This window comes from Stenotrophomonas sp. AG209 (assembly GCF_003550055.1).
Lineage (GTDB): Bacteria > Pseudomonadota > Gammaproteobacteria > Xanthomonadales > Xanthomonadaceae > Stenotrophomonas.
This window is the reverse complement of the sequence record NZ_QXDB01000001.1, coordinates 1012204-1034986: the sequence shown is the minus strand read 5'-3', so window position 1 is coordinate 1034986 and position 22783 is coordinate 1012204. Positions and strand designations below refer to the sequence as shown.

The window sequence follows — 22783 nt, the reverse complement described above, 5'->3', positions numbered from 1 at the left end:
ACCTGATGAAGACTGCGACCGCCGGCCGCAGGGGCCGGCTATTGCCTGTGCCTACAATGCCGTGTCTCCCCCGTTGCCCGTGAAGACCTCTTGAGCGCTGCCGAAACGACCCCTGACGGCCTGTCCCCGGAAGCTGAAACCGCCCGCCAGCGGCGTGTGCGCACGGCCTGGCTGGCCGATCTGGCACGCTCCGCCCGCGGCCGCCAGCGTCTGGCCGCGCTGTGCATCAGCCTCTCCGGCGCGCTGTTGATCGGCCAGGCCGCCGCCATCGCCTGGCTGGTGCAGCAGGTGCTGGTGGAGCACGCGCCGCTGGCCTCGGGGCTGCCGGTGCTGGCGGGACTGGCGGTGATCCTGGTGCTGCGCACCTTGCTGGGCAGCGCCACCCAGGCCGCTGCCGGCGATGTGGCCGACGCCGCCCGCCTGGCACTGCGCGAACGCGTGTTCGCGCGCCTGCTGGGCCATGGCCCGCTGTGGCTGCGGCAGCGCCGCACCGGTGAACTGGGCGAACTGATGCTGCATCACGGTGATGCGATCGAGAGCTATTACAGCGGCTTCCTGCCGGTGCGCACCGAAGTGGTGGTGGTGCCGCTGCTGATCCTGGCCGCGGTGGCCTGGGTGGACTGGGTGGTGGCGCTGATCCTGCTGTTCACCGCGCCGCTGGTGCCGTTCTTCATGATGCTGGTGGGCTGGGGCGCCGAAGCCGCCGGGCGCGCGCAGCTGGGTGAACTGGCGCGCATGAGCGGCCATTTCGCCGACCGGATCAAGGGCCTGGGCCTGCTGCGCCTGTATGGCCGCGGTGACGCCGAGCTGGAGGGCATCGAGGCCGCCGCCGAAGGCGTGCGCGTGCGCACGCTGAAGGTGCTGCGCATCGCGTTCCTGTCGTCCACGGTGCTGGAATTCTTCGCCTCGGTCAGCGTGGCGATGGTCGCGTTGTACCTGGGCCTGAGCTATCTGGGCATGATGTCGCTGCATGCAGCGGTGCCGACGCTGGGTGCGGGCCTGTTCTGCCTGTTGCTGGCGCCGGAGTTCTATGCGCCGCTGCGACGGCTGGCCGCGCACTACCACGATCGCGCCAATGCACTGGCCGCCGCCGCCGAAGTGGAGCGCCTGCTGCAGTCGCTGCCGGACGAGCAGGGCCTGATCGAGAACGAGGTTGCACCGCTGGCGGTGGAGCCGGCCGAGGCCGCCTTGCCGCCGCTGCAGGCACAGGGGCTGGTGTTGCGCCCGCTGGGCGCGCCGCAGGATGTGTTGCAGGATTTGGACCTGCTGCTGGAGCCGGGCCAGCGCCTGGCCCTGGTCGGTCCCAGCGGGTCCGGCAAAAGCACGCTGCTGGAGGCGCTGGCCGGCTGGTTGCCGCCGCGCGCCGGCAAGCTGCAGTTGCGGCCCGGCGTGCAGGTGGCCTATGCCAGCCAGCGACCGTACCTGTTCCACGGCAGCATCGCCGACAACCTGCGGCTGGCCGATCCCGGTGCCAGCGATGCGCGGCTGCGCGCGGTGGCCGAGGCCTCGCAGGTCCTGCAGTTTGCCCAACGCCTGCCGCAGGGGCTGGACACGGTGATCGGCGAGCGCGGCTTCGGACTGTCCGGTGGCGAAGCCCGCCGCATCGGCCTGGCCCGCCTGTTGCTGCGTGATCCGCAGGTGCTGCTGCTGGACGAGCCCACCGCATTCCTCGATGCCGATACCGAAGCGGCCCTGCTGCGCAGCCTGGCCGCGTATGCACGCGGGCGCAGCGTGGTGGTCGCCACCCACAGCCCGGCGGTGATCGCGTGGGCTGACCGTTGCCTGCTGTTGCCGGAAGGCCGCCTGGTGGAACCGGCACAGGCGGTGCGCGCATGAGCCGTTCGCCTGATTCGCTGCGCGCGGTGTTCCTGCGCCACCGGCCGCGCCTGTTGCTGACCATGCTGCTGCTGTGGATCACGATGCTGGCCGGCACGGCGCTGCTCGGCCTGTCCGGTGGTTTCCTCACGGCGGCTGCGCTGGCCGGTGCGGCCGGCCTCGGCCAGGGCTTCAATTTCTTCTCACCCTCGGCCGGCATCCGTGGCCTGACCATGGCGCGCATCGTGTCGCGCTACTTCGAAAAGCTGGTCGGCCACGATGCCACGCTGCGCATCGCCCGCGACCTGCGCGTGTGGTTCTTCCGCCGCGCGCTGCCACTTGCCCCGGCACGGTTGGGGGCCACGCGTACCGGCGAGCTGCTGGCGCGGCTGCTGGGGGACATCGGCGAAGTGGATGGACTGCTGGTGCGTGCGATCGGGCCGCTGGTGGCGCTGGGTGCGCTGTCACTGGTGGCGGTCGCCTCGGCAGCGCTGATCCTGCCCTCGGCAGCGGTACTGCTGGCGGTGCTGGCGCTGCTGATCGCCTTCGGCGTGCCGTGGCTGGGCGTGCGTGGCCATGACGACGAAGAGGCCGATCGTGCCGCGCATCGTGCCGCATTGCGTACCGCCGCATTCGAAGGGCTGGAAGGTGCCGGTGATCTGGCCGCGCTGCATGCCGATGCGGCCTGGCAGCTGAAGGTGCGCGTGGCTGCCAAGCAGCTGGCCTCGCGTGATCGTCGTCGGCGCTGGCGCCTGATCGCGGCCTCGACCCTGCACGGCCTGGTCGCCGGGCTGGGGCTGGTGGCGATGCTGGCGTTGGCGCTGCACGCCGCCGAACAGCAGCACATCGCGCCGGAAATGGCCGCGGGCCTCGTGTTCCTGACCGTGGCGCTGATCGAACTGTGGGCCGGCATGGGCCTGGCCTGGCAGTCGCTGCAGTCCGGGCGCATTGCGGCCGATCGCCTGCAGGCCATCGTCGAACAACCGCCGACGGTGCAGGATCCGCAGGCGCCGCAGCCGGTGCCGCAGGCGGCGCGCGTGCATTGGGATGACGTGCATTTCCAGTGGCCGGGTGCCGCGCGGCCGGTGCTGTCCGGCCTGCAGCTGACCCTGGCGCCGGGCGAACGCATCGCGATTCGCGGCGACAGCGGCAGTGGCAAGACCACGCTGTCCAGCCTGCTGCTGCGGCTGTGGGATCCGCAGCAGGGGCGAATCACCTATGGTGGACGCGACCTGCGCGACGTCGCCCAGGCCGAGTGGCACCGCCAGCTGGCCTGGCTGCCGCAGAACGCACCGGTGTTTGCCGGCACGGTGGCCGAGAACCTGCGGCTGGGTGATCCCGACGCCAGCGATGCCGCGTTGTGGGCGGTGCTGCGCCGCGTTCGCCTGGGTGACTGGGCCGAGCACAACGGTGGCCTGCAGGCCTGGGTCGGCGAGAACGGCGCGACGATGTCGGCAGGCCAGGCGCGACGGCTGGCGCTGGCGCGCGCGCTGTTGCGCGATGCGCCGATCCTGCTGCTGGACGAACCGACCGAAGGCCTGGACGTGGATACCGCACGCGCGCTGTTGCAGGACCTTTCCGGGTTGCTGGACGGGCGCAGCCTGCTGATGATCACCCACGACGACCTGCCCGACGGCGTGGTCGATGTGCAGTACCGGTTGCGTGATGGGGTGTTGGAGCGCGAAGCGTGAAAACATCCCGGTAGTGCCGGCCGCTGGCCGGCAACCTCATGGCGTTTCACGCGGATACCTGATTGCCGGCCAGCGGCCGGCACTACCGATTGCGAGGGTTACCGCGAGAACTCGCGCAGCATCACCGCGATCGAGGCGACGTTGGCCAGCACGCACAGCCAGAACACCCACTGGAATCCGGTTTTGCGGTGCTTGTGGCGGAACAGCGCCTGGCCCAGCAGCGCGCCGGGCCAACCGCCGGCGAAGGCCAGCAGCTGCAGGGTGCGCTCGGGAATCCGCCATTGCTTTCGCTGTGCCGCGCGCTTGTCGTGGCCATACAGCCCGAAGGACACCGCGCTGGCCAGCAGGCACCAGCCACCCAGCCACAGAGGCAGCACTCCGCTGATCATCAAGGCGGCCAGCGCGCCGAATGCGGCCAACGCGAGATTACGCCGCCATGCCACTTACAGCGCGTCGAGGAAGCCGCGCACGGCCGGGCCGAAACGCTCGAAATCGACGAGGAAGGCGTCATGGCCCTGCGGCGATTCCAGTCCGACGAAGCGCGCATCGGCACCGCCGGCACGCAGGCCGTCGGCGACCTGTTGCTGCTGCTGCACCGGGAACAGGATGTCGGTGTTGGCGCCGATCGCCAGTGCCTTCTCCACCCGGATCTTCGCCAGCCCGGCCAGCACGTCGCCGTCGGCGTACTCGGCCAGGTCGAACCAGTCCATCGAGCGGCTCAGGTACAGATAGCAGTTCGGATCGAAGAAGCGCACGAAGCGCCGTGCGTGGCCTTCCAGATAGCTTTCCACCTGGAATTCGAGGCCGAACGGATCGTCGTCGGCCTGGTCCGAATCCAGCCGCACTCGGCCGAAACGGCCATCCCATTCCAGGGCCGAGCGGTAGGTGATCACGCCCAGCTTGCGCGCCATGCGCATGCCGGACTCCGGGTACTCGGCATCGTCGTAGCGACCGCCATTCCAGCGCGGATCGAGACGGATCGCCTCGCGCTGCAGCGAGCGGATCGCGATCGAGAACGGCAGTGCCTGCGCACTGCCGGAAATGTTGACGTGGCTGCGCGCGATGCCCGGGTGCAGCATCAGTACCGCCAGTGCGGTCATGCCGCCCATTGAATTGCCGACCACGCAGGCCAGCTGTTCGATGCGCAGTGCACGCACGACTTCGATCGCGGCGCGTGCGCCGTCTTCGATCGACAGCTCGGGGAAGTCCAGGCGATAGGGCTCACCGCTCGCCGGGTTGAGCGAAGCGGGGCCGGTCGAGCCCTTGCAGCTGCCCAGCGAGTTCACGCACACCACGAACCAGCGATCGGTATCGATCGGCTTGCCGGGGCCGACCATGCCTTCCCACCAGCCCGGTGCCGGGTTGGCCTCGTTGGCCGCTGCATGCGCGTCCGGCGACAGGCCGGTCACGATCAGGATCGCATTGCTGGCGTCCGCCGCCAGCGTTCCCCAGGTTTCATAGGCCACGCGTGCGCCATGCAGGGCGCCACCGCGCTTGAACGGGAATGGCGAGGGCAGCGCGTGGAAGCGGGTGCCGGGCGGGATGAATTCGGTCATGCAGTCATTCTAGCGGGGCCGCATGTGGAGCTGGCGACACGCTGGTTTCCATCGGCGATGCACCCGGTGGTGCCGGCCGCTGGCCGGCAACCTCATGAACCGTGATGCGCCCGCGTGGCTGCCCGCCAGCGGCCGGCACTACCTGCGGAGCGTCAAGGGAACCGCAGTTCCACCACGCCTTCATGCGGCAGGCTCACCTTCACCGGAACGCTCTGCAGGTCATCCTCGCTGCGGTTGGCGCTGCCGCTGCGCGAGATGCGTGCCAGCACTTCCACCTCACGATGGGCCGACAGCGGTGCGGTCGGCATCGGGCTGTCACCGTCGCCCAGCCCGACCATGGCCGGGAAACCGGCCAGGGGCAGCTTGCGCGCGGCCACCGGCATCGGCGGTCCGCCTACGGCGCGGGCCAGTACGAACACCTGGGTGCTGGCGGGCCATTCGGTGTTGTTCAGCGCAGGCAGCTGCACACGCACCTGCAGCAGCGCCTCTGGCGCCGCAGCGGCAGCATCGGGCGCCTGGCCGGCGGCTTCACGGGCGATGGCGATCTGCGCCTGCAGCGCCTGCGCGGCGACGGGTTCCAGCCGTGGCAGCAGGCCACTCCACACATCCGCGGCCTCGGCATTCTTTCCGCGCTGGCGCAGGGCGATGCCCAGCAACCAGCTGGCGCGCTCGGCATCGGGTGCCTGTGCACGGGCCTGGTGCAACCAGGCCATCGCGGTGTCATCGAACTGCTTGCCGGCATCGGCCTGCGCGCGCGCCTGCGCGGCCTCCACCAGCACGCCCGGATCATCCGGTGCCAATGCGGCGGCCCTCGCGAAGGCGTCTGCCGCGGCCGAGACATTGCCCAGCTCGGCCTGTGATCGGCCCAGCAGCGCCCAGCCATCAGCCCGCTGCGGGTCGCGCTTCAGTGCATCCTGCAGGGCCTGCACGCCATCGCGCAGGGTGGCTACCGATGGCGTCGGTTGTACCTGTGCTGCACGCGGATCACCGACCAGCAGATACAGGCAGGCACCGGCCACCCCCAGCGCGAGCACGCCCACCACGAAACCGCGGCGCCCCTGCTGGCGCAGTGGCCACAGCACCAGCGCCGCCATCAGCGCGGCCACCAGCCCAGCCAGCATCGGCAGCCAATGGCTCACCATCCATCTCCCTCATCGGCCTTGCTGGCCGGCACGGCGGCGACCGCGCGGCCACGGCGGCGGACGATGCCCAGCACCACTAGTGCGCCGGCGCCGAGCACCAGCAGCGGGCCACCCCACAGCAGCCAGGTACCCGGCTGCAACGGTGGCTGGTAGAGCACGAACTCGCCGTAGCGGGCGACCAGGAACTGCTTGATCTGCGCGTCGTCGTGGCCCTGCTGCATCAGCTGCAGCACCTCGCGGCGCAGGTCCTGGGCGATCTGCGCGTTCGAGTCGGCCAACGACTGGTTCTGGCACTGCACGCAGCGCAGCTGCGCAGCCAGGTCATGGAAGCGGCGCTCTTCGGCGCCATCGCGGAACTGCAGCGGCTGCGGATCGTGCAGCGGCTGCTGGGCCAGCACGGCCAGCGGCAGCATCAGGAGCAGCAGCGCCAGCAGCCAGCGCATGGGCTCAGGGCGCCGTATGCAGGGTGTTGCCGGCACTGGCCTGGGCCTTCTCGATCTTCTGCAGCGCCGGGATCAGTTTCTCGTCCACCACGCGCTGGGTCATCGCGCCACTGTACTTCCAGCGCACGATGCCGCTGCCATCGACCAGGAAGGTCTCCGGTGCTGCGGTCACGCCCCAGTCGATCGCGGTGCGGCCTTCAACGTCGCTGAGCACCACCATGAACGGGTTGCCCAGCTGTTCCAGCCAGTGCAGCGCGTCGGTCGGGTCGTCCTTCCAGTTGTAGCCGATCACGCGCACGCGCTTGCTCTCGGCGAACCGGGTCAGCACCGGGTGTTCCTCGCGGCAGGCCGCGCACCAGCTGCCCCACACGTTCAGCAGGTAGGGCGCGCCGCGCAGGTCATCGCTGTGCACGATCATTTCCGGGTCGTGCAGCACCGGCAGGGCGAAGGCCGGCGCCGGCTTGTCGATCAGCGCCGACGGCAGTACGTCGCGCTGCGGATCACCCGATTTCATCACCCCGTAGATCATCAGCCCGAGCAGGCCAAAGAAGAACAGCACGCCGATCACGATGGCTACCGGCGGCAGCGGGCGGGAGGGGCGCGGGGCGGGGGACTCGGACATGGGAACTCCTACGGACGACGGAAACGGCGGTCGGCGGCGGTGATGAATCCGCCCAGGGCCATCAGCAGCGCGCCCAGCCAGATCCAGCGCACGAACGGCTTGATGTGCACCCGGACCGCCCATGCATTGTTGCCCAGCGGCTCGCCCAATGCCACGTAGACATCACCATCGAAGCGTGCATCGATGCCGGCCTCGGTCATCACCTGGCCACCGCTGGCGTACTGGCGCTTCTCCGGGTGCAGCAGCGCCAGCTCGCGGCCGTTGCGGAACACGCGCAGGTGCCCACGGTCGGCGATGAAATTCGGCCCTTCGCGATGGTCCACGCCCTCGAAGCGCACTTCATGGCGGCCGACTACCAGCTGCTGGCCCGGTGCCAGTGCCACCTCGCGCTGCACGTTCAACGCTTCCACCAGCAGTGCGCCGGCCAGGAACACGGCGATGCCGGCATGGGCGACGATCATGCCGAGCATTTCGGCGGTGAAGCGGCCATTGCCGCGCAGGCGCTGCCAGACGAAGCGCGCGGTACCCAGCCCGACCCACGCCGCAGCGGCTACGCCGATGCCGGCCTTCCAGCCGTTCTGCGGCGCCTGCCACCACGCCAGCGCGCCCAGCAGCAGCGCCAGGCCCAGCCACGGTGCCAGCAGCGCGAACGCGCGCGAGGGCTGGTCGCGTTGCCACTTCACCAGCGGGCCGAACGGCAGCAGCAGGATCATCGGCGCCATCAGCAGCAGGAACAGGCTGCCGAAGTAGGGCGGGCCGACCGAGATCTTGCCCAGCGACAGCGCATCGGCCAGCAGCGGGTACAGCGTGCCGAGCAGCACCATCGCGCAGGCGGTGGCCAGCAGCAGGTTGTTGGCCAGCAGCAGGGTCTCGCGCGAGGTGGCGGTGAAGCCACGGCGCGGATCGTCGGCGTCCACGCTCAGCTGGCTGGCACGCAGCGCATACAGCAGCAGGCTGCCGCCCACCAGCACCGACAGGAACACCAGGATGAACAGGCCGCGCGAGGGATCCGCGGCGAACGAATGCACGCTGGTCAGCACGCCTGAGCGCACCAGGAACGTCCCCAGCAGCGACAGCGCGAAGGCGGCGATCGCCAGCAGCAGGGTCCAGCTGCCGAAGGTGCCAAGCTTTTCGGTGGCGGCCTGCGAATGGATCAATGCCGCACCGACCAGCCATGGCATGAAGCTGGCGTTCTCCACCGGGTCCCAGAACCACCAGCCGCCCCAGCCCAGCTCGTAATAGGCCCACCAGCTGCCCAGCGCGATACCCAGGGTCAGGAAGCCCCAGGCGACGTTGGTCCATGGCCGCGTCCAGCGCAGCCAGCGTGCATCGACGCGGCCTTCCAGCAGTGCGGCCACCGCGAACGCGAATGGCACCGCGAAGCCGACATAGCCCAGGTACAGCATCGGCGGATGGATGATCAGCCCCGGGTCCTGCAGCAGCGGATTGAGGTCGCGGCCTTCCAGCGGCGCCGGGTTCAGGCGCAGGAACGGGTTGGAGGTGAAGATCAGGAAGGCGAGGAAGCCGACGCTGACCACGCCCATCACCGCCAGTACGCGCGCCTGCACCGGCGCCGGCAGGTGCCGCGAGAACAGCGCCACCGCGCCGGTCCACAGCGCCAGCACCAGCGCCCACATCAGCAGCGAGCCCTCGTGCGCGCCCCAGACCGCCGAGTAGCGGTAGACCATCGGCAGCAGCGAATTGGAGTTCTCGGCCACGTAGCGCACCGAGAAGTCCTGCTGCACGAACGCGGCGGTCAGCACGGCGAACGCGCCGGCGACCAGCAGCAGCTGCGCGAACGCGGCAGGTCGTGCCACCGCCATCCACGCGGTGTTGTTGCGCTGCGCGCCGACCAGCGGCAGGCCGGCCTGCAGCAGCGAGGCCAGCAACGCGCACAGCAGCAGGATCTGACCCAGTTCGGGCAACACTCAGCGCACCTCGGGTGCCGTCACCGGCACGTCGTGCTTGCGATGGGCGTCGCCCATCTTGTCGGCCACTTCCTTCGGCACGTACTTCTCATCGTGCTTCGCAAGCACCTCGTCGGCGACGAAGGTGCCGTCCTGCAGTCGGCCGCTGGCGACCACCGCCGTGCCTTCGGCGAACATGTCCGGCAGGATCCGCGACGTGGTCACCGCCAGTTGCGCGTCGCCGTCGGTCACTTCAAATCGTGCCTCCAGCGAGCCGACCGGTCGGTTGAAGGAGCCTTTCACCACCATGCCGCCGAGGCGGAAGCGCGATTGCGCATCGACATCGCCGCGCAGCACTTCCGAAGGCGTGTACAGGTAGGCGATGTTGCGCTCCAGTGCCATCGCCACCAGCGCAGTGGCCAGGCCGGAGGCGAGCAGGGCCAGCAGCACCCACACCAGGCGGCGACGCTGTACCGGGGTCATCGTTCCAGCTCCGTCGACAACGGCGCCGCTGCGTCCTGCCTGCCGGCGCGGGTCTGTTGCCGTTGCTGCCGGGCCAGTGCCAGCCGGCGCGCCACGCGCAGGCGCAGCCACGAACCGACGGCATCGGCGCTGAGCACCAGCACGAACACGGCGTAGGCGCCGATCACATAGGGCAGGTGGGTCATGGCTGGGCCTCCCGGGCCGGGCGTTCGGCATCGACGCGGCCACCGACCCAGGCTTTGCCGGCCTCGCGGTCGAGATTGTCGGCGCGGGCCTTGGCCAGCACCGAACCGGCGAACCAGAACTTGGTGCCGATCACCATCCACCACAGCGGCGCGATCATCGCGCTGCTGATCGCCGATTCACCGAACACGCTGATCGACTGGCGCTGGTGCAGGCCGCCCCACCAGTCCACCGAGTAGCGGATCACCGGCAGCAGGCTGACGCCGACGATGGCCAGCAGCCCGGCCGCGCGCGCGGCGCTGCGGCGGTCCTCGATGGCGTGGTACAGGCCGATCACGCCCAAGTACAGGAACAGCAGCACCAGCTCGCTGGTCATGCGCGGGTCCCAGTCCCACCAGGTGCCCCAGGTGCCCTTGCCCCAGATGCTGCCGGTCAACAGGGTGATCAGGGTGAAGCCGGCGCCCATCGGCGCACAGGCCATGGCCAGGATCTCGCAGACCTTGATCCGCCAGATCAGCGCGATGGCCGCATACAGCGCCATCAACGCGAACACGAACAGGCTCATCCAGGCACTGGGCACGTGGATGTAGAGGATGCGGAAGCTGTCCAGCTGCTTGGCTTCCGGCGGTACCACCAGCAGCGCCTGCCACATGCCGACCAGCAGCACCGGCACCGCCGCGAGGTAGAACACCCGCGACCAGCGGGCAGCGAAACGGTCGAACGTGGGGGGCGAACCGAGTTGGTGGAACCAGCGGACAATCGGATTCATGCGTGGCGGCTATCCAGCAGGGGTGGATTGGCTCTCAGCTCGGTCAACTCAGAGAAATACGTATTGCAGCGGCAGTGGCCAGCGGCGCCAGCACCAGCGCGACCAGCAGGCCAGCGCCCAGCATCAGCAGCGCACCGACCGGATCCTGCCCGCGTCCGGCTGCCGCCAGGCTGCCTGCACCGAACACCAGCACCGGCACGTACAGCGGCAACGACAGCAGCGCCACGAGAATACCAGAGCGTCGGATGCCTACGGTCAGCGCGGCGACCACGCCACCGATCAGGCTCAACAATGGTGTTCCCAGCAGCAACGATGCCAGCAACATCGGCAGCTGGTCATGCGGCAGATGCAGCATTTCGGCCAGCAGCGGGCTGACCACGATCAGCGGCAGCGCAGTGGTGGCCCAATGCAGCAGCACGCGCACCAGCACCAGCCAGGCCAGCGGTACCGGCGCCAGCAGCCATTGTTCCAGCGAGCCGTCCTCGGCGTCGGAACGGAACAGCGAATCCAGCGACAGCTGCCCCGCCAGCAGCACGGCCAGCCACAGCACCGCGCCGGCGGTGGCGGCCAGCAGCTGTGGTTCGCGGCCCTGGGCCAACGCGAACAGCACCACCACCAGCACCGCGAACAGCAGCGGCTGCAGCGCATCGCCGCGGCGGCGCCAGAGCAGGCGCAGGTCGCGCTTGAGCAGGGCGCCCGCGGTCTGCCACAGGCCCGGCTCCGTACCCGGCGCGATCATGCGGCACCGCCGAGGTCGAGCTGGCGGGTACGCACCGGCGGTGCGGCATAGGCGCCATGGGTGGTGACCAGCGCAGCGCCTCCGGCGCGCAGGTGTGCCGAAATCATCCGGTTGACCAGGGTGATGCCCTCCAGGTCGAGGTTGGCATAGGGTTCGTCCAGCAGCCACAGCGGCGCCGGCGACAGCCAGATGCGCGCCAGTGCCAGCCGCCGCTTCTGTCCGGCCGACAGATGCCGTACCAGGGTGTCCTCATAACCGGCCAAGCCGACGATGGCCAGCGCGTTGCCGGGCATCTGCCGCGCACGCCGTCCGTGCAGGCCACACAGGAAATGCAGGTTTTCCAGCGTGCCGAGGTCTGGTTTCAGGGCCGGCAGGTGGCTGAGGTAGGCGACATACCGCGCGCGCTCGGCATTGCTGGCCGGCTTGCCGTCGATCCGCACCTGGCCAGCACCGGGCCGGGCCAGGCCGGCCAGCACGCGCAGCAGGGTGGTCTTGCCAGCGCCATTGCCGCCCTGCACCAGCAGGGCTTCGCCGGCGTCCACATGGAAGTCCAGCGGGCCGAACACCGGCTCGTCATTGCGGGAGAAGCTCAGGCCGCTGGCGGCCAGCAATGCAGGGGTGTTCAAGGGGCAAAGGTCTTCATGCCGGAGTGCGGCGGCAATTGTAGCGGTGAATGCCTGCGGTAGTGCCGGCCGCTGGCCGGCAATTCCCCAGGGTGCCAGTCGCGTGGGCCGGCGTTGCCGGCCAGCGGCCGGCACCACCGTCGCGCGGATTGCGTAAACTCGGATCCCTTGTTCCCCCACAGCCCAGGCCGATGCAACCCACCACCAAGCTGCCCAAGGTCGGTACCACGATCTTCACCGTGATGTCCCAGCTCGCCGCCGAACACGGCGCGGTCAACCTGGGCCAGGGTTTCCCCGACTTCTCGGCGCCGCAGCGCCTGATCGACGAGACCGCCAGGGCGATGGCCGCCGGGCTGAACCAGTACCCGCCGATGACCGGCGTGGCGCCGCTGCGCCAGGCCATCGCACAGAAGGCGCTGGACTGCTACGGCGCACAGGTCGATGCGGACAGCGAGATCACCGTCACCAGCGGCGGCACGGAGGCCATCTTCAACGCCATCCATGCCGTGGTGCGTGCCGGCGAGGAAGTGATCGTGCTCGACCCGGCGTATGACTGCTACGAACCGGCGATCGACCTGGCTGGCGCCAAGGCCGTGCATGTATCGCTCGATCCGCAGACGTTCGCGGTCGACTGGGATCGCGTGCGTGCAGCGATCACCCCGCGCACCCGCATGCTGATCGTCAACACCCCGCACAACCCGTCCGGCGCGATGCTGTCCGCGCAGGACATGCAGGCGCTGGCCGAGCTGCTGCGCGGCACGCAGATCTACCTGATCTCCGATGAGGTGTACGAACACATCATCTACGACGGACGCCGCCACGAATCGGCGCTGCGCTACCCGGAACTGCGCGAGCGCGCGTTCGTCATCTCCAGCTTCGGCAAGACCTACCACTGCACCGGCTGGAAGATCGGCTATGCGATCGCCCCGCCGGCGCTGACCGCCGAGTTCCGCAAGGTGCACCAGTACAACACCTTCACCAGCTTCGGTCCGGCGCAGTATGGCTTCGCCGCGATGATCCGCGACGAGCCCGAACACCACCTGGAGCTGGGCGCGTTCTACCAGGCCAAGCGCGACCGCTTCCGCGAGCAGCTGACCGGCACCCGGCTGAAAGCACTGCCGGTGCCGGGCGGTTACTTCCAGCTGGTCGACTACTCGGCCATCAGCGACCTGCCGGACCATGAGTTCGTGAAGTGGCTGACCATCGAGAAGGGCGTCACCGCCATTCCGCTGTCGCCGTTCTACGAGAACCCGCCGGCCGGCCAGCGCCTGGTGCGGCTGTGCTTTGCCAAGAACGAAGCGACCATGGACGCGGCGATCGAACGCCTGCGTCTGCTGTGAGCGGAGACACGGACATGCAGGACCTGCGCATTTCCCTCGTCCAGGGCGACACCCGCTGGCATGACCCGGCGGGCAACCGCGCCTACTACGGTGCGTTGCTGGCACCGCTGGCCGGCACCACCGACCTGGTGATCCTGCCGGAGACCTTCACCAGTGGCTTCTCCAACGACGCCATCGCCCAGGCCGAAGGCATGGACGGTCCGACCGTGGCCTGGGTGCGTGAACAGGCCAAGGGCTTGAACGCGGCGGTGATCGGCAGCGTGCAGCTGCGCGAGGGCGACGGCGTCTACAACCGCCTGCTGTTCGCCACCCCCGATGGCGACCTGCAGTACTACGACAAGCGCCACCTGTTCCGCTACGGCGGTGAGCACGAACGCTATGCCGCCGGCCGTGAGCGCCTGAGCGTGGAATGGAAGGGCTGGCGGATCAATCCGCAGGTCTGCTACGACCTGCGTTTCCCGGTGTTCTGCCGCAATCGCTACAACGTGGAGCGTCCGCAGCAGCTGGATTTCGACCTGCAGATCTTCGTCGCCAACTGGCCGTCGGCGCGCGCCTATGCGTGGAAGACCCTGCTGCGTGCGCGGGCGATCGAGAACCTGTGCTTCGTCGCGGCGGTGAACCGCATTGGCGTGGACGGCAACCAGCTGCACTACGCCGGCGACAGCGCAGTGCTGGATTTCCTTGGCCAGCCGCAGGTGGAGATCCGCGAGCGCGAACAGGTAGTCACCACCACCATCTCGGCCGAGGCGCTGGCCGCGCACCGCGCGCGTTTCCCGGCGATGCTCGATGCCGATGCCTTCCACCTGGACGAACAGGCCTGAGCGACGGCCTGAACACTGCCGCACCAGCGCGCGCGCCTGCATCCAACGTGCACGCGCGCGCTGCTAGATTCGCCGGCAGTCCGACCGAACTGGAAGTCCCGCCATGAACAAGCCCTTCGCCCTGCTGCTGGCCCTGTCCGCTGCAACGCTGGCCCCGGCCGCGCACGCTGCCGGCAACCTCGATTGCCAGCTGCGCTACAACCTGTCCGGTTGGTCACTGATCTACAAGACCGCCTCCGGCAATGGCACGGTCAGCTGCAGCAACGGCACCAGCCTGCCGGTGCGCATCGAAGTGAAGGGCGGCGGCCTGACCGTGGGCAAGTCGAAGATCACCAATGGCCGTGGCAGCTTCACTGGTGCCGTGAGCGTCAACGAGCTGCTGGGTACCTATGCCTCGGTGGGCGCACATGCGGGCGCAGTGAAGTCCAGCAATGCGCAGGTGATGACCAAGGGCGACATCTCGCTGGCCCTGTCCGGCACCGGCAAGGGCTGGGACCTGGGCGTGGATGGCGCCGCCTTCACCATCAGCCGGCGTTGAGTGGGGCCGGCTGGGTCCCTTCCCAGCTGATGCGGATGTAATGCTGCTCGGCGTCGCTGGGCAGTTGTTTGACCTCGAAGCCATTGTTCAGCAACTGCGCGACGACGCCCTCGACGAGCCGCTCGCTGGCCAGTGCCTGGCTGAAGCCGAACACGATGTAGCGGCGACCATTCTCCGAGCCGGCCCGGATCGACGTGTCGAGATCGCGGTAGTACTGGTCGATGGGACGCGTAGCGGCATCGGCGTTGGCGCGCGCCTGTTCGGCGGTAATGGTGACCATGGGCATCTGCCTCGTTGGGGAGAACGCGCACGATAGCCAGCGCAGTGGCGTTGATTCCGGAAGCAGCGCACAGTGCGCGGTCTTTGCAGCAATTCCTAGACCGTAACCGGGCGCGGCCGCTGCAACCACAATGCAAGCAGGCCGCACACGATGAGTGTCGGTGCCAGCAGTTGCAGTGTACCGACCACCGCCATCGCCACGCCGATCAAGAGGTAGTAGAGCAGTCCGAACAGGGCGCCCGCGCTGCCCAGGCAGTGCGGATATCCGCGCAGGGCCTGGCCCAGCACATTGGGGATGGCTAGGCCAAACCCGGCCACCACCGGTACCATCGCCGCGACCAGTGCCGGTTGATTGCGCAGCAATGCAGCCAACAGCCCGCCGGCCAGCACCAGTCCTGCGGCGAGCCGGATGCGCGTGGCGGAGGCAATGCCTGCGCGCAGCAGGCGACCATTGCCCCATGCGCCCAGCGCCGAACCCAACGCCAGCACCGCGCCGCTTGCGCCGAACCAGGCCAGCGGCCAGTGCAGGCGTTCGAACACGAACGGGCCCAGCGCGTACCAGCTGTACATGGCCACGTTGAACGCCATCACCAACAGCGCTTGTGACCAGATCCAGCGATCACGCAGCAGTTGTCGCAGCAGTGGCAGCAGGGGCGTGTGCGCGACTTCGGCAGGGCGGCTCTCCTGCAGGCCGGATGCGCATCCGAGCATCAGCAGGATGACAATCAGCAGCAGGCCGGCCTGCACGCCGGCATAGCCGTGGTTGGCAACCAGCAATGCCCCCAGTGCCAGCCCGATCGCCGGGCTCAGGGCCAACGCCATGCCGATCCACGAGAACGCCTGCGCCAACGCGGGTCCCTTCAGGTGGTCGCGCAGTACGGTCTGGGTGACCACCGAGGCCGTCGCTGCACCCAGCGCGGCCAGTGCCTGGGCCAGCAGGACCTGGCCGAACGTGCTGGCCAGCAGCCCGCCGCAGGCCGCCAGTGCGAACACGGCCAGGCCGCAGAGCAGGGCAGGGCGACGGCCGATATGGTCGGCCAGCCGCCCCCATAGCAGGACACCGGCGGCGAAACCGAACAGGTACAGGCTCATGGCCTGGCTGGCGGCGCTGGGGGGCAATGCGAAGCGCCCGGCCAGATCGGCCAGGGCAGGGCTGTACAGGGTCTGCGCAAGCTGGGGGAACATCAGCAGCGCGATGGTGAGCAACAACAGGCGGCGCGACATGCGGGCGCTCCAGGAACAGGGCCGCGCATTGTGGTCGCGTTCCTGATGGCGCACCCTGTCTATCCTGTCATTGAATGGATGAAATCAGACATGGCCTGGTTGCAGCCGGATGCGCACTTCGATGCCGATGCCTGGAGCGCGCCGGTGTTGGGGATCGCGGCCTCACTGGCGGATCACGACTCGGGTTGGCACCAGCATGCACGCGCGCAGTTGCTGTACACCCGGCAAGGCTGTACGCGCCTGACCTACGGTGACCGCATCAGCCTGCTGCCGCCCGCGCGCGCGGCGTGGATTCCGGGTGGGCTGCGCCATCGCGCGCAGATGCGCCAAGCGGTCGACTACCGTTCGTTGTACTTCGAGGCCACCCTGTCGGCCCAGTTGCCGCAGCAGCCGGCGATCGTCGGTGTGGGTCCCCTGCTGCAGGCATTGCTGGAGCCAATCGCGCAGGCGCCGTTCGACCATGACTGGCGGGTGCCGCGTGCGCACCACCAACTGGCGTTGTGCATGCTGGAGATCGCAGCCGCCCCGGTGGCCCCGATGGACCTGCCGCTGCCACGCGACCCACGGATCGCGCGCTGCCTGCCAGTGGCCGAGCAGTTGCCGCCCGAACTGGGCGAGCTGGCCGAGCGTGCGGGCTTGAGCGTGCGCACCGTTGGCCGGTTGATGCAGCGTGATACCGGCATGGGCTACCAGGCTTGGCGCCAGCAATGGCGACTGATGCGGGCCATGGAGTTGCTGCTGCTGGGCCATCGCGTTGCGCATGTGGCGCAGGACACCGGCTTTTCCGCCGAGAGCCCGTTCATCGCCTTTTTCCGCAGCATGACCGGCACCACGCCCGCCGCCTTCCAGCGCCATGCAAAAGGGGACGGAGGGGATTAAGTCGCTTTCGCCCCTTTGAGGCAAAAACGACTTAATCCCCTCCGTCCCCTTTTCCAAAGAAAAACCCCGGCCGGAGCCGGGGTTTTTCATTTCAGCGTGGCCAGCGATCAGCCGCCGCGCGGGCCGCTGCGGCGCGGGCCGCCCGGACCGCGGTTGCCACCGGGGCCGCCTGGGCCACGGTTGCCACCCGGACCACCGGGACCACGGTTACCGCCCGGGCCACGGTTGTTGCCACCGCCCGGGCCGCGACCGCCCGGACGGGCGCCCTGTGCCGGCTTCGGGCTGCCATACGGGTTGAAGCCCGGCGTGGCGTGGTCGGACGGGAAGCTCGGGGCGTTGCCCGGATGGCCGTACGGGTGCTTGTTGCCCTGGCCCTGCGAGCGGTTGCCGGCACCGGCCGGACGGCCCTGGCCGCCTGCGCCGCCACGGCCTTCACCACCGAAACCGCCACGGCCCTGGCCGCCACCGGCGCCAGCGCCCGGACCCTTTGGCTTGCCGTACGGACGGCCCTGGCCGCCTGCACCCGGACCACGGGCACCGGGGCCGCGTGCGCCCGGACCGGCGTTGCGATGGCCGCTCGGGCCGGTGCTCACGCCATCCGGCACGTACCAGGTGCGGAACGCCGCCGGGTTGCCTTCCGGCAGCGAGCGATCATTCTTCTGGGCGCGCTGCTTGAACGGCTTCTGCGACTGCTTGGCTGCCGCTTCACCGCTGACCGTCAGGCCGTCCTTGAAGCCGCCACCCTTGCCGCCGCGACCACGGCCGCGGTCTTCGCGGACGTTGTCGAAACGACGCAGCTCGCGGCCTTCGTCAGCGGTGTTGTGGCCGTTGACGTAGGCGTTGCCACGGCCACCTTCGCGCACGCGCACGGTGGTCTTGGCGGCGCGGCGCTGGCCGATCACCGGCTGCAGCGTCAGTGCCGACGGTGCGCCTTCTTCCAGCTTCAGCTGCGCGCGCAGGGCTTCAACCTGTGCGGTGCCCAGTTCCACCGAATGGCCACGGGCCAGTTCGCGCGGCAGGCTCACCTTGCCATAGCGGGTGCGCTTCAGGCGGCTGACCTGGCAGCCCTGCGATTCCCACAGGCGGCGCACTTCGCGGTTGCGGCCTTCCTTCACCACGACGCGGAACCAGTCGTGCGAATCGGTGCCGCCGATGCGTTCGATCTCATCGAACTTGGCCGGGCCGTCTTCCAGCGCGACGCCACGGGTGAGGCGGTCGACGATGGCGTCGGAAACCTTTTCCTCGCCTTCCGGCGCCCGCACGCGCACCACGTACTCGCGCTCGACCTCGAACGACGGGTGCATCATGGCGTTGGCCAGCTCACCGTCGGTGGTGGCCAGCAGCAGGCCGGTGGTGTTGATGTCCAGGCGGCCGATGGCGATCCAGCGCGCGCCCTTCAGCGGCGGCAGCGACTCGAACACGGTCGGGCGGCCTTCCGGATCATCGCGGGTGGTCACTTCGCCTTCCGGCTTGTTGTAGACCAGCACGCGCGACGGCTCGGCCAGGGCGGTGGCGACGAAGCCACGGCCATCCAGTTCGATCTTGTCGCCGCTCTTGACCGACATGCCGGTCTGCGCGACTTCACCGTTGACCTTGACCAGGCCTTCGGCGATGCGCTGTTCCAGCGCGCGGCGCGAGCCGAGGCCGGCCTGGGCCAGCACCTTGTGCAGGCGCTCTTCCAGCTTGAACTGTTCGGAGGTGGCTTCGCGCTTCAGCGAGAGCTTGTTACGGGGGGTGTCACTCATCAGTTTTGCTCCGGCCGACGGTTTCGAGGTCGGCCTCTGGTTCGGAATCGGCTTGGTCAACAGCCACGGTCGTCATCGCGACGGCGTTGTCTTCGCGTTCGTTCACTGGCACCGCGCGCTCGCCCGGCGCGGAATCGGGGTGCCCATCATCGAGGGGCGAAGGTGCTTGCTCATCGGAGGCCGACGCAGGGGCTGCATCGACGGAATCGGGGGTGTCACTGCCGGCCAGGCCGGCGTCATCGTTCGCGGCAGCGCCATCGGCGCCGGCCGAGATGTCCGGACCGTCGGCACTGGCGGCCGCCGGTGCATCGCGGTCCAGGGACAGCTGCGGTTCCAGCTCGCCCAGGTCCTTCAGTTCCGACAGTGGCGGCAGCTCATCCAATCGCTTCAGGCCGAAATAATCCAGGAAGCCCTTGGTGGTGCCGAACAGCGCCGGCTTGCCAGGCACGTCGCGGTGGCCGACCACGCGGATCCATTCGCGTTCTTCCAGCGCCTGGATGATGTTGCTGCTGACCGCCACGCCGCGCACCTGTTCGATCTCGCCGCGGGTGATCGGTTGCCGGTAGGCGATCAGCGCCAGGGTTTCCAGGGTGGCACGGGTGTAGCGGGTCTTGCGCTCGGTCCACAGCCGGCTGATCCAGCCATGCACTTCGCCGGTGACCTGGTAGCGGAAGCCGGAGGCGACCTCGACCAGTTCCACGCCGCGGCCTTCGCAGGCTTCGCGCAGGCGTTCCAGCGCGCGTTCGATGCTGCCTGGCGGTGCCGGTTCCTCTTCCGGGAACAGGTCCTTCAGCTGGGCCAGAGTGAGCGGCTGGCTGGAAGCCAGCAGGGCACCCTCGACAATGCGGTTGATCAGCGATTGATCCATCGGCAGTCAGCGCTCACTCGTCTGCATTGGCGGCGTCGTTGTCGTCGAACTCGCTGCTGAACTGCAGCGGGGCGTTGGTGTTGCCGGCCGCCAGCGACTTCACGTAGATCGGCGCCAGCGGTTCTTCCTGGACGATGTCCAGCAGCTGTTCCTTGGCCAGTTCCAGCACCGCCAGGAACGTGACCAGCACGCCCAGCTTGCCTTCTTCCGCCGTGAACAAACCTTCAAAACGATAGAACTTGCCGTCTTCCAGGCGTCCCAGCACTTCGCCCATGCGTTGCCGCACGCTCAGTGCCTCACGCTTGATGGCGTGGCCGCTGAACAGCTCGGCGCGCTTGAGCACGTCGTGCAGGGCCAGCAGCATTTCCTTCAGGTCCACCGGCGGCGGCAGCTTCACCGTGGCGCGTTCGGGCATGAAGGCGTGTGCCAGGCTGGTATCGCGGTCCTGGCGGGGCAGGGCGTCGATGTCCTCGGCGGCCTGCTTGAATCGTTCGTACTCCTGCAGCCGGCGCACCAGCTCGGCGCGCGGGTCGGCCTCGTCGCCTTCCTCGCTGACCGGGCGCGGCAGCAGCATCCGCGACTTCACCTCGGCCAGGATCGCGGCCATCACCAGGTATTCGGCCGCCAGCTCGAAGCGCAGCTCACGCATCACGGTGATGTATTCCACGTACTGCCGGGTGATTTCGGCGACGGGAATGTCCAGTACATCCAGGTTCTGGCGGCGGATCAGGTACAGCAGCAGGTCCAGCGGGCCTTCGAAGGCATCCAGGATGACTTCCAGCGCGTCCGGCGGAATGTACAGGTCCTGCGGAATCTGCAGGACCGGTTGCCCATGCACCACGGCCAGCGGCATTTCCTGCTGCTGGGGGGCGGGCGGCCGGGTTGGCGGGTTCGCGTCGAGCGCGAGTTCGGAAGTCATCTAATGGAGATCAGGATTGCAACGGACCAGTCGCGGCACCGGGTTCGCCGGGCCAACGCCACGGAGCCCCAGGGCACCAGACACGCCGGGATCGGCGCGATTCCACACATATCAAACAGCAGGACGCGCCGCAGTAAACGGCAGCGACAGAACTACGGGGAGGTCGTCTACGTGGCCCGGCCGGGTGGTCCGGTTTGAAGCAGCGGGACGGTCGTCGGGGGCTGCGTTGGCCGCAAAAACCGACGGGCTGCTGCATCCAGCCACGTGCAATGGAGTCTAGGGTAAGCCTTTGCCGCGCCAGTGTCCAGCCGGGGCCGGGACAGGGTCGGCATTGGCTAGAATCTGCGGACCCGACAACGCAAGCGAGGAAATGCCGGTGTGGTATGTGATCGAAGGGTATGACGGCCAGGATGTGCTGGCGCAGCGGCTGCAGGCGCGGCCGGAACACCTGGCGCGGCTGCACGCGCTGCGCGACGAGGGACGCCTGCTGCTGGCCGGGCCGTGCCCGGCGGTGGACAGTGAAGACCCGGGCCCGGCCGGTTTCAGCGGCTCGGTGGTGATCGCGCAGTTCGAGTCGCTGCCGCAGGCCCAGGCCTGGGCCGATGCCGACCCGTACGTGGCTGCCGGCGTCTACACCCGCATTCAGGTGCGCCCGTTCCGCAAGGTCCTGCCGTGAACGCGGAACGGATCGAGCGGATCCGTGATGCGCTGCAACAGGCGCTGGCGCCCAGCGTGCTGGAGATCGAGGATGACAGCCATCGCCATGCCGGCCATGCCGGTGCCCGCGACGGGCGCGGCCATTTCAACGTGCATGTGGTGAGTGAACGCTTCGCCGGATTGGCTCCACTGGCCCGGCATCGCGCGGTCTATGCCGCGCTGGGGTCGATGATGGACACCGATATCCACGCGCTGTCCATCCGCGCACATACCCCGTCAGAACAGGGCTGAGCCCTTGTCCCGCACTGTCCTGGCCGGTCCGCACGGGCCTCGCCACGGACAGATTTTCATGTCCATTTCGGGACATTCGCCTAACGGACTGTTTACAAGCCCAGATGGAAACGCTTACATTCCGCGCCAATGCTGGTAGGTCCAAGCCGTGGAGGGCGGCTTCGTGAACAAGGCAGCTATCACAATCAAAGACGTCGCACGCGAAGCCCGGGTCTCCGTGGCCACGGTTTCCCGCGCGCTCAACGGGCATGAAAATGTCGCCGAACCGGTCCGCCAGCTCGTGCTGGAGGTGGCCGCACGGCTGCGTTACACCCCGCACGCCGCCGCCCGCAGCCTGAGCAGCCGCCGCACCAATACGGTGGGCGTGGTGCTGCCTGACCTGTACGGCGAATTCTTCTCCGAACTGATGCGCGGCATCGACGGGGTGGCCCGCAACCGCCGCCAGCACCTGCTGGTGTCCAGCTACCACGGTGACCAGGAACAGCAGGGCGCGGCCCTGCGTGCCATGCGCGGCCGCGTCGATGGCCTGCTGGTGCTCTCGCCCTATGCCGAGAGCCCGGGCTTCCTGACCGACAACCTGCCGCAGTCGTTGCCGACGGTGTTGATCAACACCTATCTGCCCGGGCAGGACCATCCGGTGCTGAGCATCGACGACCACGCCGGTGCGATGGCGATGACCCGCCACCTGCTGGACGCCGGCCATCGCCGCATTGCCTTCATTTCTGGCCCGGACCTCAACTTCGACGCGCGCGAGCGCCTGCGCGGCTTCCGTGACGCGCTGGTGGCGTTTGGCAGTGGCGCCGAGGGCATCGAGCTGCCCGGTGATTTCGACGAAGCTTCCGGCCATCGCGCCGGTCAGGAGTTGCTGGCAGCCGGAGCGCTGCCCGATGCCGTGTTCGCCGCCAACGACATGATGGCCCTTGGCTGCCTGTATGCGTTCACGCAGGCAGGGGTCCGTGTCCCGGCCGATGTGGCCCTGGCGGGTTTCGATGACATTCCACTGGCGCGTTTCGTCCACCCGTCGCTGACCACCATGCAGGTCAGCATCGCCGAGCTCGGCGACCGGGCCATGACGCGCCTGCTGCAGTTGATGGACGGCACCTCCACGGATGGGACAGGGGACAAGCAGACCCTGGTTCCCCGCTTGATAGTTCGCGATTCCACCACTCCGCCATCGGGCCGTTGAAGCCAGAGGCGTTCCTTCTTTTTTGATTGATCGCAGGGACCGCGCAAGCGGTTACCGCCACCC

General features: G+C 68.7%; 25 protein-coding genes. 9 read left to right on the top strand and 16 right to left on the bottom strand.

Annotated features, from left to right (window positions below):
* Positions 1 to 90: 90 nt before the first annotated feature.
* Positions 91 to 1836 carry a thiol reductant ABC exporter subunit CydD gene (gene cydD / locus DFO63_RS04815; protein ID WP_049442790.1) on the top strand — a complete coding sequence of 582 codons (1746 nt, stop codon included), beginning with the start codon at positions 91 to 93 and terminating at the stop codon, positions 1834 to 1836.
* Entirely contained in the window at positions 1833 to 3506 is a 1674-nt protein-coding gene (gene cydC / locus DFO63_RS04810) for a thiol reductant ABC exporter subunit CydC (protein WP_119006535.1), read from the top strand. The genes cydD and cydC overlap by 4 nt, the downstream gene beginning before the upstream one ends.
* A gap of 98 nt (positions 3507 to 3604) precedes the next feature.
* On the opposite strand, the gene DFO63_RS04805 is transcribed toward cydC, so the two are convergent.
* The 11 genes from DFO63_RS04805 to ccmA form a co-directional block, all read right to left on the bottom strand.
* Positions 3605 to 3949 carry a DUF1294 domain-containing protein gene (locus DFO63_RS04805; RefSeq protein ID WP_101765807.1) on the bottom strand — a complete coding sequence of 115 codons (345 nt, stop codon included), beginning with the start codon at positions 3947 to 3949 and terminating at the stop codon, positions 3605 to 3607.
* On the bottom strand, positions 3950 to 5062 hold the full coding sequence (locus DFO63_RS04800; protein WP_119006534.1) for a homoserine O-acetyltransferase: 1113 nt from the start codon (positions 5060 to 5062) through the stop codon (positions 3950 to 3952).
* Positions 5063 to 5214: 152 nt separating this feature from the next.
* The gene (locus DFO63_RS04795; protein WP_119006533.1) at positions 5215 to 6204 is read right to left on the bottom strand and encodes a cytochrome C biogenesis protein; all 990 of its coding nucleotides are present in this window, start codon (positions 6202 to 6204) and stop codon (positions 5215 to 5217) included.
* Entirely contained in the window at positions 6198 to 6647 is a 450-nt protein-coding gene (locus DFO63_RS04790; RefSeq protein WP_014037839.1) for a cytochrome c-type biogenesis protein, read from the bottom strand. Before DFO63_RS04790 ends, DFO63_RS04795 begins: the two co-directional genes overlap by 7 nt.
* 4 nt (positions 6648 to 6651) lie before the next feature.
* Positions 6652 to 7269 (bottom strand): DsbE family thiol:disulfide interchange protein, encoded by a 618-nt coding sequence (locus tag DFO63_RS04785; protein WP_014037838.1) that lies wholly within the window; start codon positions 7267 to 7269, stop codon positions 6652 to 6654.
* Between the two features lie 8 nt (positions 7270 to 7277).
* Positions 7278 to 9197: a heme lyase CcmF/NrfE family subunit gene (locus DFO63_RS04780; RefSeq protein ID WP_119006532.1), complete on the bottom strand. Its 1920-nt coding sequence runs from the start codon at positions 9195 to 9197 to the stop codon at positions 7278 to 7280.
* A complete protein-coding gene (ccmE, locus tag DFO63_RS04775) occupies positions 9198 to 9659 on the bottom strand; it encodes a cytochrome c maturation protein CcmE (RefSeq protein ID WP_014647764.1) in 462 nt (153 codons plus the stop codon). It abuts the gene before it with no gap.
* Positions 9656 to 9844 carry a heme exporter protein CcmD gene (locus DFO63_RS04770; protein WP_049442657.1) on the bottom strand — a complete coding sequence of 63 codons (189 nt, stop codon included), beginning with the start codon at positions 9842 to 9844 and terminating at the stop codon, positions 9656 to 9658. Before DFO63_RS04770 ends, ccmE begins: the two co-directional genes overlap by 4 nt.
* Entirely contained in the window at positions 9841 to 10611 is a 771-nt protein-coding gene (gene ccmC / locus DFO63_RS04765; RefSeq protein WP_049442658.1) for a heme ABC transporter permease CcmC, read from the bottom strand. The genes DFO63_RS04770 and ccmC overlap by 4 nt, the downstream gene beginning before the upstream one ends.
* A gap of 43 nt (positions 10612 to 10654) precedes the next feature.
* Positions 10655 to 11350 (bottom strand): heme exporter protein CcmB, encoded by a 696-nt coding sequence (ccmB, locus tag DFO63_RS04760; protein WP_006456616.1) that lies wholly within the window; start codon positions 11348 to 11350, stop codon positions 10655 to 10657.
* Positions 11347 to 11976: a heme ABC exporter ATP-binding protein CcmA gene (gene ccmA / locus DFO63_RS04755; protein WP_014037834.1), complete on the bottom strand. Its 630-nt coding sequence runs from the start codon at positions 11974 to 11976 to the stop codon at positions 11347 to 11349. Before ccmA ends, ccmB begins: the two co-directional genes overlap by 4 nt.
* Before the next feature lie 188 nt (positions 11977 to 12164).
* Here ccmA and DFO63_RS04750 point away from each other — a divergent pair, with 188 nt between their 5' ends.
* From DFO63_RS04750 to DFO63_RS04740, 3 genes are all read left to right on the top strand, one after another.
* Entirely contained in the window at positions 12165 to 13313 is a 1149-nt protein-coding gene (locus DFO63_RS04750) for a pyridoxal phosphate-dependent aminotransferase (protein WP_119006531.1), read from the top strand.
* 14 nt (positions 13314 to 13327) lie between these two features.
* On the top strand, positions 13328 to 14134 hold the full coding sequence (locus DFO63_RS04745) for an amidohydrolase (protein WP_119006530.1): 807 nt from the start codon (positions 13328 to 13330) through the stop codon (positions 14132 to 14134).
* Positions 14135 to 14237: 103 nt separating this feature from the next.
* Positions 14238 to 14672 (top strand): hypothetical protein, encoded by a 435-nt coding sequence (locus DFO63_RS04740; protein ID WP_014037831.1) that lies wholly within the window; start codon positions 14238 to 14240, stop codon positions 14670 to 14672.
* On the opposite strand, the gene DFO63_RS04735 is transcribed toward DFO63_RS04740, so the two are convergent.
* Together DFO63_RS04735 and DFO63_RS04730 are read right to left on the bottom strand one after the other, a co-directional pair.
* On the bottom strand, positions 14659 to 14952 hold the full coding sequence (locus DFO63_RS04735; protein ID WP_014037830.1) for a hypothetical protein: 294 nt from the start codon (positions 14950 to 14952) through the stop codon (positions 14659 to 14661). The two genes, DFO63_RS04740 and DFO63_RS04735, sit on opposite strands and share 14 nt — an antisense overlap.
* Before the next feature lie 95 nt (positions 14953 to 15047).
* Positions 15048 to 16175, bottom strand: a complete 1128-nt coding sequence (locus tag DFO63_RS04730; RefSeq protein WP_049442660.1) for an MFS transporter — start codon at positions 16173 to 16175, stop codon at positions 15048 to 15050.
* A 90-nt stretch (positions 16176 to 16265) separates the two neighbouring features.
* Between DFO63_RS04730 and DFO63_RS04725 the strand changes: the two genes are divergently transcribed.
* The gene (locus DFO63_RS04725; RefSeq protein ID WP_049442661.1) at positions 16266 to 17054 is read left to right on the top strand and encodes a helix-turn-helix transcriptional regulator; all 789 of its coding nucleotides are present in this window, start codon (positions 16266 to 16268) and stop codon (positions 17052 to 17054) included.
* A 107-nt stretch (positions 17055 to 17161) separates the two neighbouring features.
* Here DFO63_RS04725 and DFO63_RS04720 read toward each other — a convergent pair whose 3' ends face one another.
* Genes DFO63_RS04720 through DFO63_RS04710 form a run of 3 tightly spaced genes read right to left on the bottom strand, consistent with a single transcriptional unit; the run spans position 17162 to position 20586 of the window.
* Positions 17162 to 18799 (bottom strand): pseudouridine synthase, encoded by a 1638-nt coding sequence (locus DFO63_RS04720; protein ID WP_119006529.1) that lies wholly within the window; start codon positions 18797 to 18799, stop codon positions 17162 to 17164.
* Positions 18792 to 19667: an SMC-Scp complex subunit ScpB gene (gene scpB / locus DFO63_RS04715; RefSeq protein ID WP_101765803.1), complete on the bottom strand. Its 876-nt coding sequence runs from the start codon at positions 19665 to 19667 to the stop codon at positions 18792 to 18794. Before scpB ends, DFO63_RS04720 begins: the two co-directional genes overlap by 8 nt.
* Before the next feature lie 13 nt (positions 19668 to 19680).
* Positions 19681 to 20586, bottom strand: coding sequence for a ScpA family protein (locus DFO63_RS04710; protein ID WP_006456456.1), 906 nt, complete (start codon positions 20584 to 20586; stop codon positions 19681 to 19683).
* A gap of 376 nt (positions 20587 to 20962) precedes the next feature.
* Between DFO63_RS04710 and DFO63_RS04705 the strand changes: the two genes are divergently transcribed.
* From DFO63_RS04705 to DFO63_RS04695, 3 genes are all read left to right on the top strand, one after another.
* Complete coding sequence (locus DFO63_RS04705) at positions 20963 to 21262, top strand: YciI family protein (protein ID WP_049442759.1); 300 nt, start codon at positions 20963 to 20965, stop codon at positions 21260 to 21262.
* The gene (locus DFO63_RS04700; RefSeq protein WP_014647753.1) at positions 21259 to 21534 is read left to right on the top strand and encodes a BolA family protein; all 276 of its coding nucleotides are present in this window, start codon (positions 21259 to 21261) and stop codon (positions 21532 to 21534) included. The genes DFO63_RS04705 and DFO63_RS04700 overlap by 4 nt, the downstream gene beginning before the upstream one ends.
* Positions 21535 to 21682: 148 nt before the next feature.
* Positions 21683 to 22720, top strand: coding sequence for a LacI family DNA-binding transcriptional regulator (locus DFO63_RS04695; RefSeq protein WP_042358849.1), 1038 nt, complete (start codon positions 21683 to 21685; stop codon positions 22718 to 22720).
* The last annotated feature ends 63 nt before the right edge of the window (positions 22721 to 22783 follow it).

What these genes read in the sequence shown, in the direction of transcription:
- DFO63_RS04795 (WP_119006533.1), bottom strand. Translation starts at nt 6,204, where the DNA reads ATGGTGAGCCATTGGCTGCCGATGCTGGCTGGGCTGGTGGCCGCGCTG.
- DFO63_RS04790 (WP_014037839.1), bottom strand. Translation starts at nt 6,647, where the DNA reads ATGCGCTGGCTGCTGGCGCTGCTGCTCCTGATGCTGCCGCTGGCCGTG.
- ccmE (WP_014647764.1), bottom strand. Translation starts at nt 9,659, where the DNA reads ATGACCCCGGTACAGCGTCGCCGCCTGGTGTGGGTGCTGCTGGCCCTG.
- ccmC (WP_049442658.1), bottom strand. Translation starts at nt 10,611, where the DNA reads ATGAATCCGATTGTCCGCTGGTTCCACCAACTCGGTTCGCCCCCCACG.
- DFO63_RS04735 (WP_014037830.1), bottom strand. Translation starts at nt 14,952, where the DNA reads ATGGTCACCATTACCGCCGAACAGGCGCGCGCCAACGCCGATGCCGCT.
- cydC (WP_119006535.1), top strand. Translation starts at nt 1,833, where the DNA reads ATGAGCCGTTCGCCTGATTCGCTGCGCGCGGTGTTCCTGCGCCACCGG.
- DFO63_RS04720 (WP_119006529.1), bottom strand. Translation starts at nt 18,799, where the DNA reads ATGAGTGACACCCCCCGTAACAAGCTCTCGCTGAAGCGCGAAGCCACC.
- scpB (WP_101765803.1), bottom strand. Translation starts at nt 19,667, where the DNA reads ATGGATCAATCGCTGATCAACCGCATTGTCGAGGGTGCCCTGCTGGCT.
- DFO63_RS04785 (WP_014037838.1), bottom strand. Translation starts at nt 7,269, where the DNA reads ATGTCCGAGTCCCCCGCCCCGCGCCCCTCCCGCCCGCTGCCGCCGGTA.
- DFO63_RS04725 (WP_049442661.1), top strand. Translation starts at nt 16,266, where the DNA reads ATGGCCTGGTTGCAGCCGGATGCGCACTTCGATGCCGATGCCTGGAGC.
- DFO63_RS04740 (WP_014037831.1), top strand. Translation starts at nt 14,238, where the DNA reads ATGAACAAGCCCTTCGCCCTGCTGCTGGCCCTGTCCGCTGCAACGCTG.
- DFO63_RS04770 (WP_049442657.1), bottom strand. Translation starts at nt 9,844, where the DNA reads ATGACCCACCTGCCCTATGTGATCGGCGCCTACGCCGTGTTCGTGCTG.
- DFO63_RS04730 (WP_049442660.1), bottom strand. Translation starts at nt 16,175, where the DNA reads ATGTCGCGCCGCCTGTTGTTGCTCACCATCGCGCTGCTGATGTTCCCC.
- ccmB (WP_006456616.1), bottom strand. Translation starts at nt 11,350, where the DNA reads ATGATCGCGCCGGGTACGGAGCCGGGCCTGTGGCAGACCGCGGGCGCC.
- DFO63_RS04745 (WP_119006530.1), top strand. Translation starts at nt 13,328, where the DNA reads ATGCAGGACCTGCGCATTTCCCTCGTCCAGGGCGACACCCGCTGGCAT.
- DFO63_RS04710 (WP_006456456.1), bottom strand. Translation starts at nt 20,586, where the DNA reads ATGACTTCCGAACTCGCGCTCGACGCGAACCCGCCAACCCGGCCGCCC.
- DFO63_RS04750 (WP_119006531.1), top strand. Translation starts at nt 12,165, where the DNA reads ATGCAACCCACCACCAAGCTGCCCAAGGTCGGTACCACGATCTTCACC.
- DFO63_RS04800 (WP_119006534.1), bottom strand. Translation starts at nt 5,062, where the DNA reads ATGACCGAATTCATCCCGCCCGGCACCCGCTTCCACGCGCTGCCCTCG.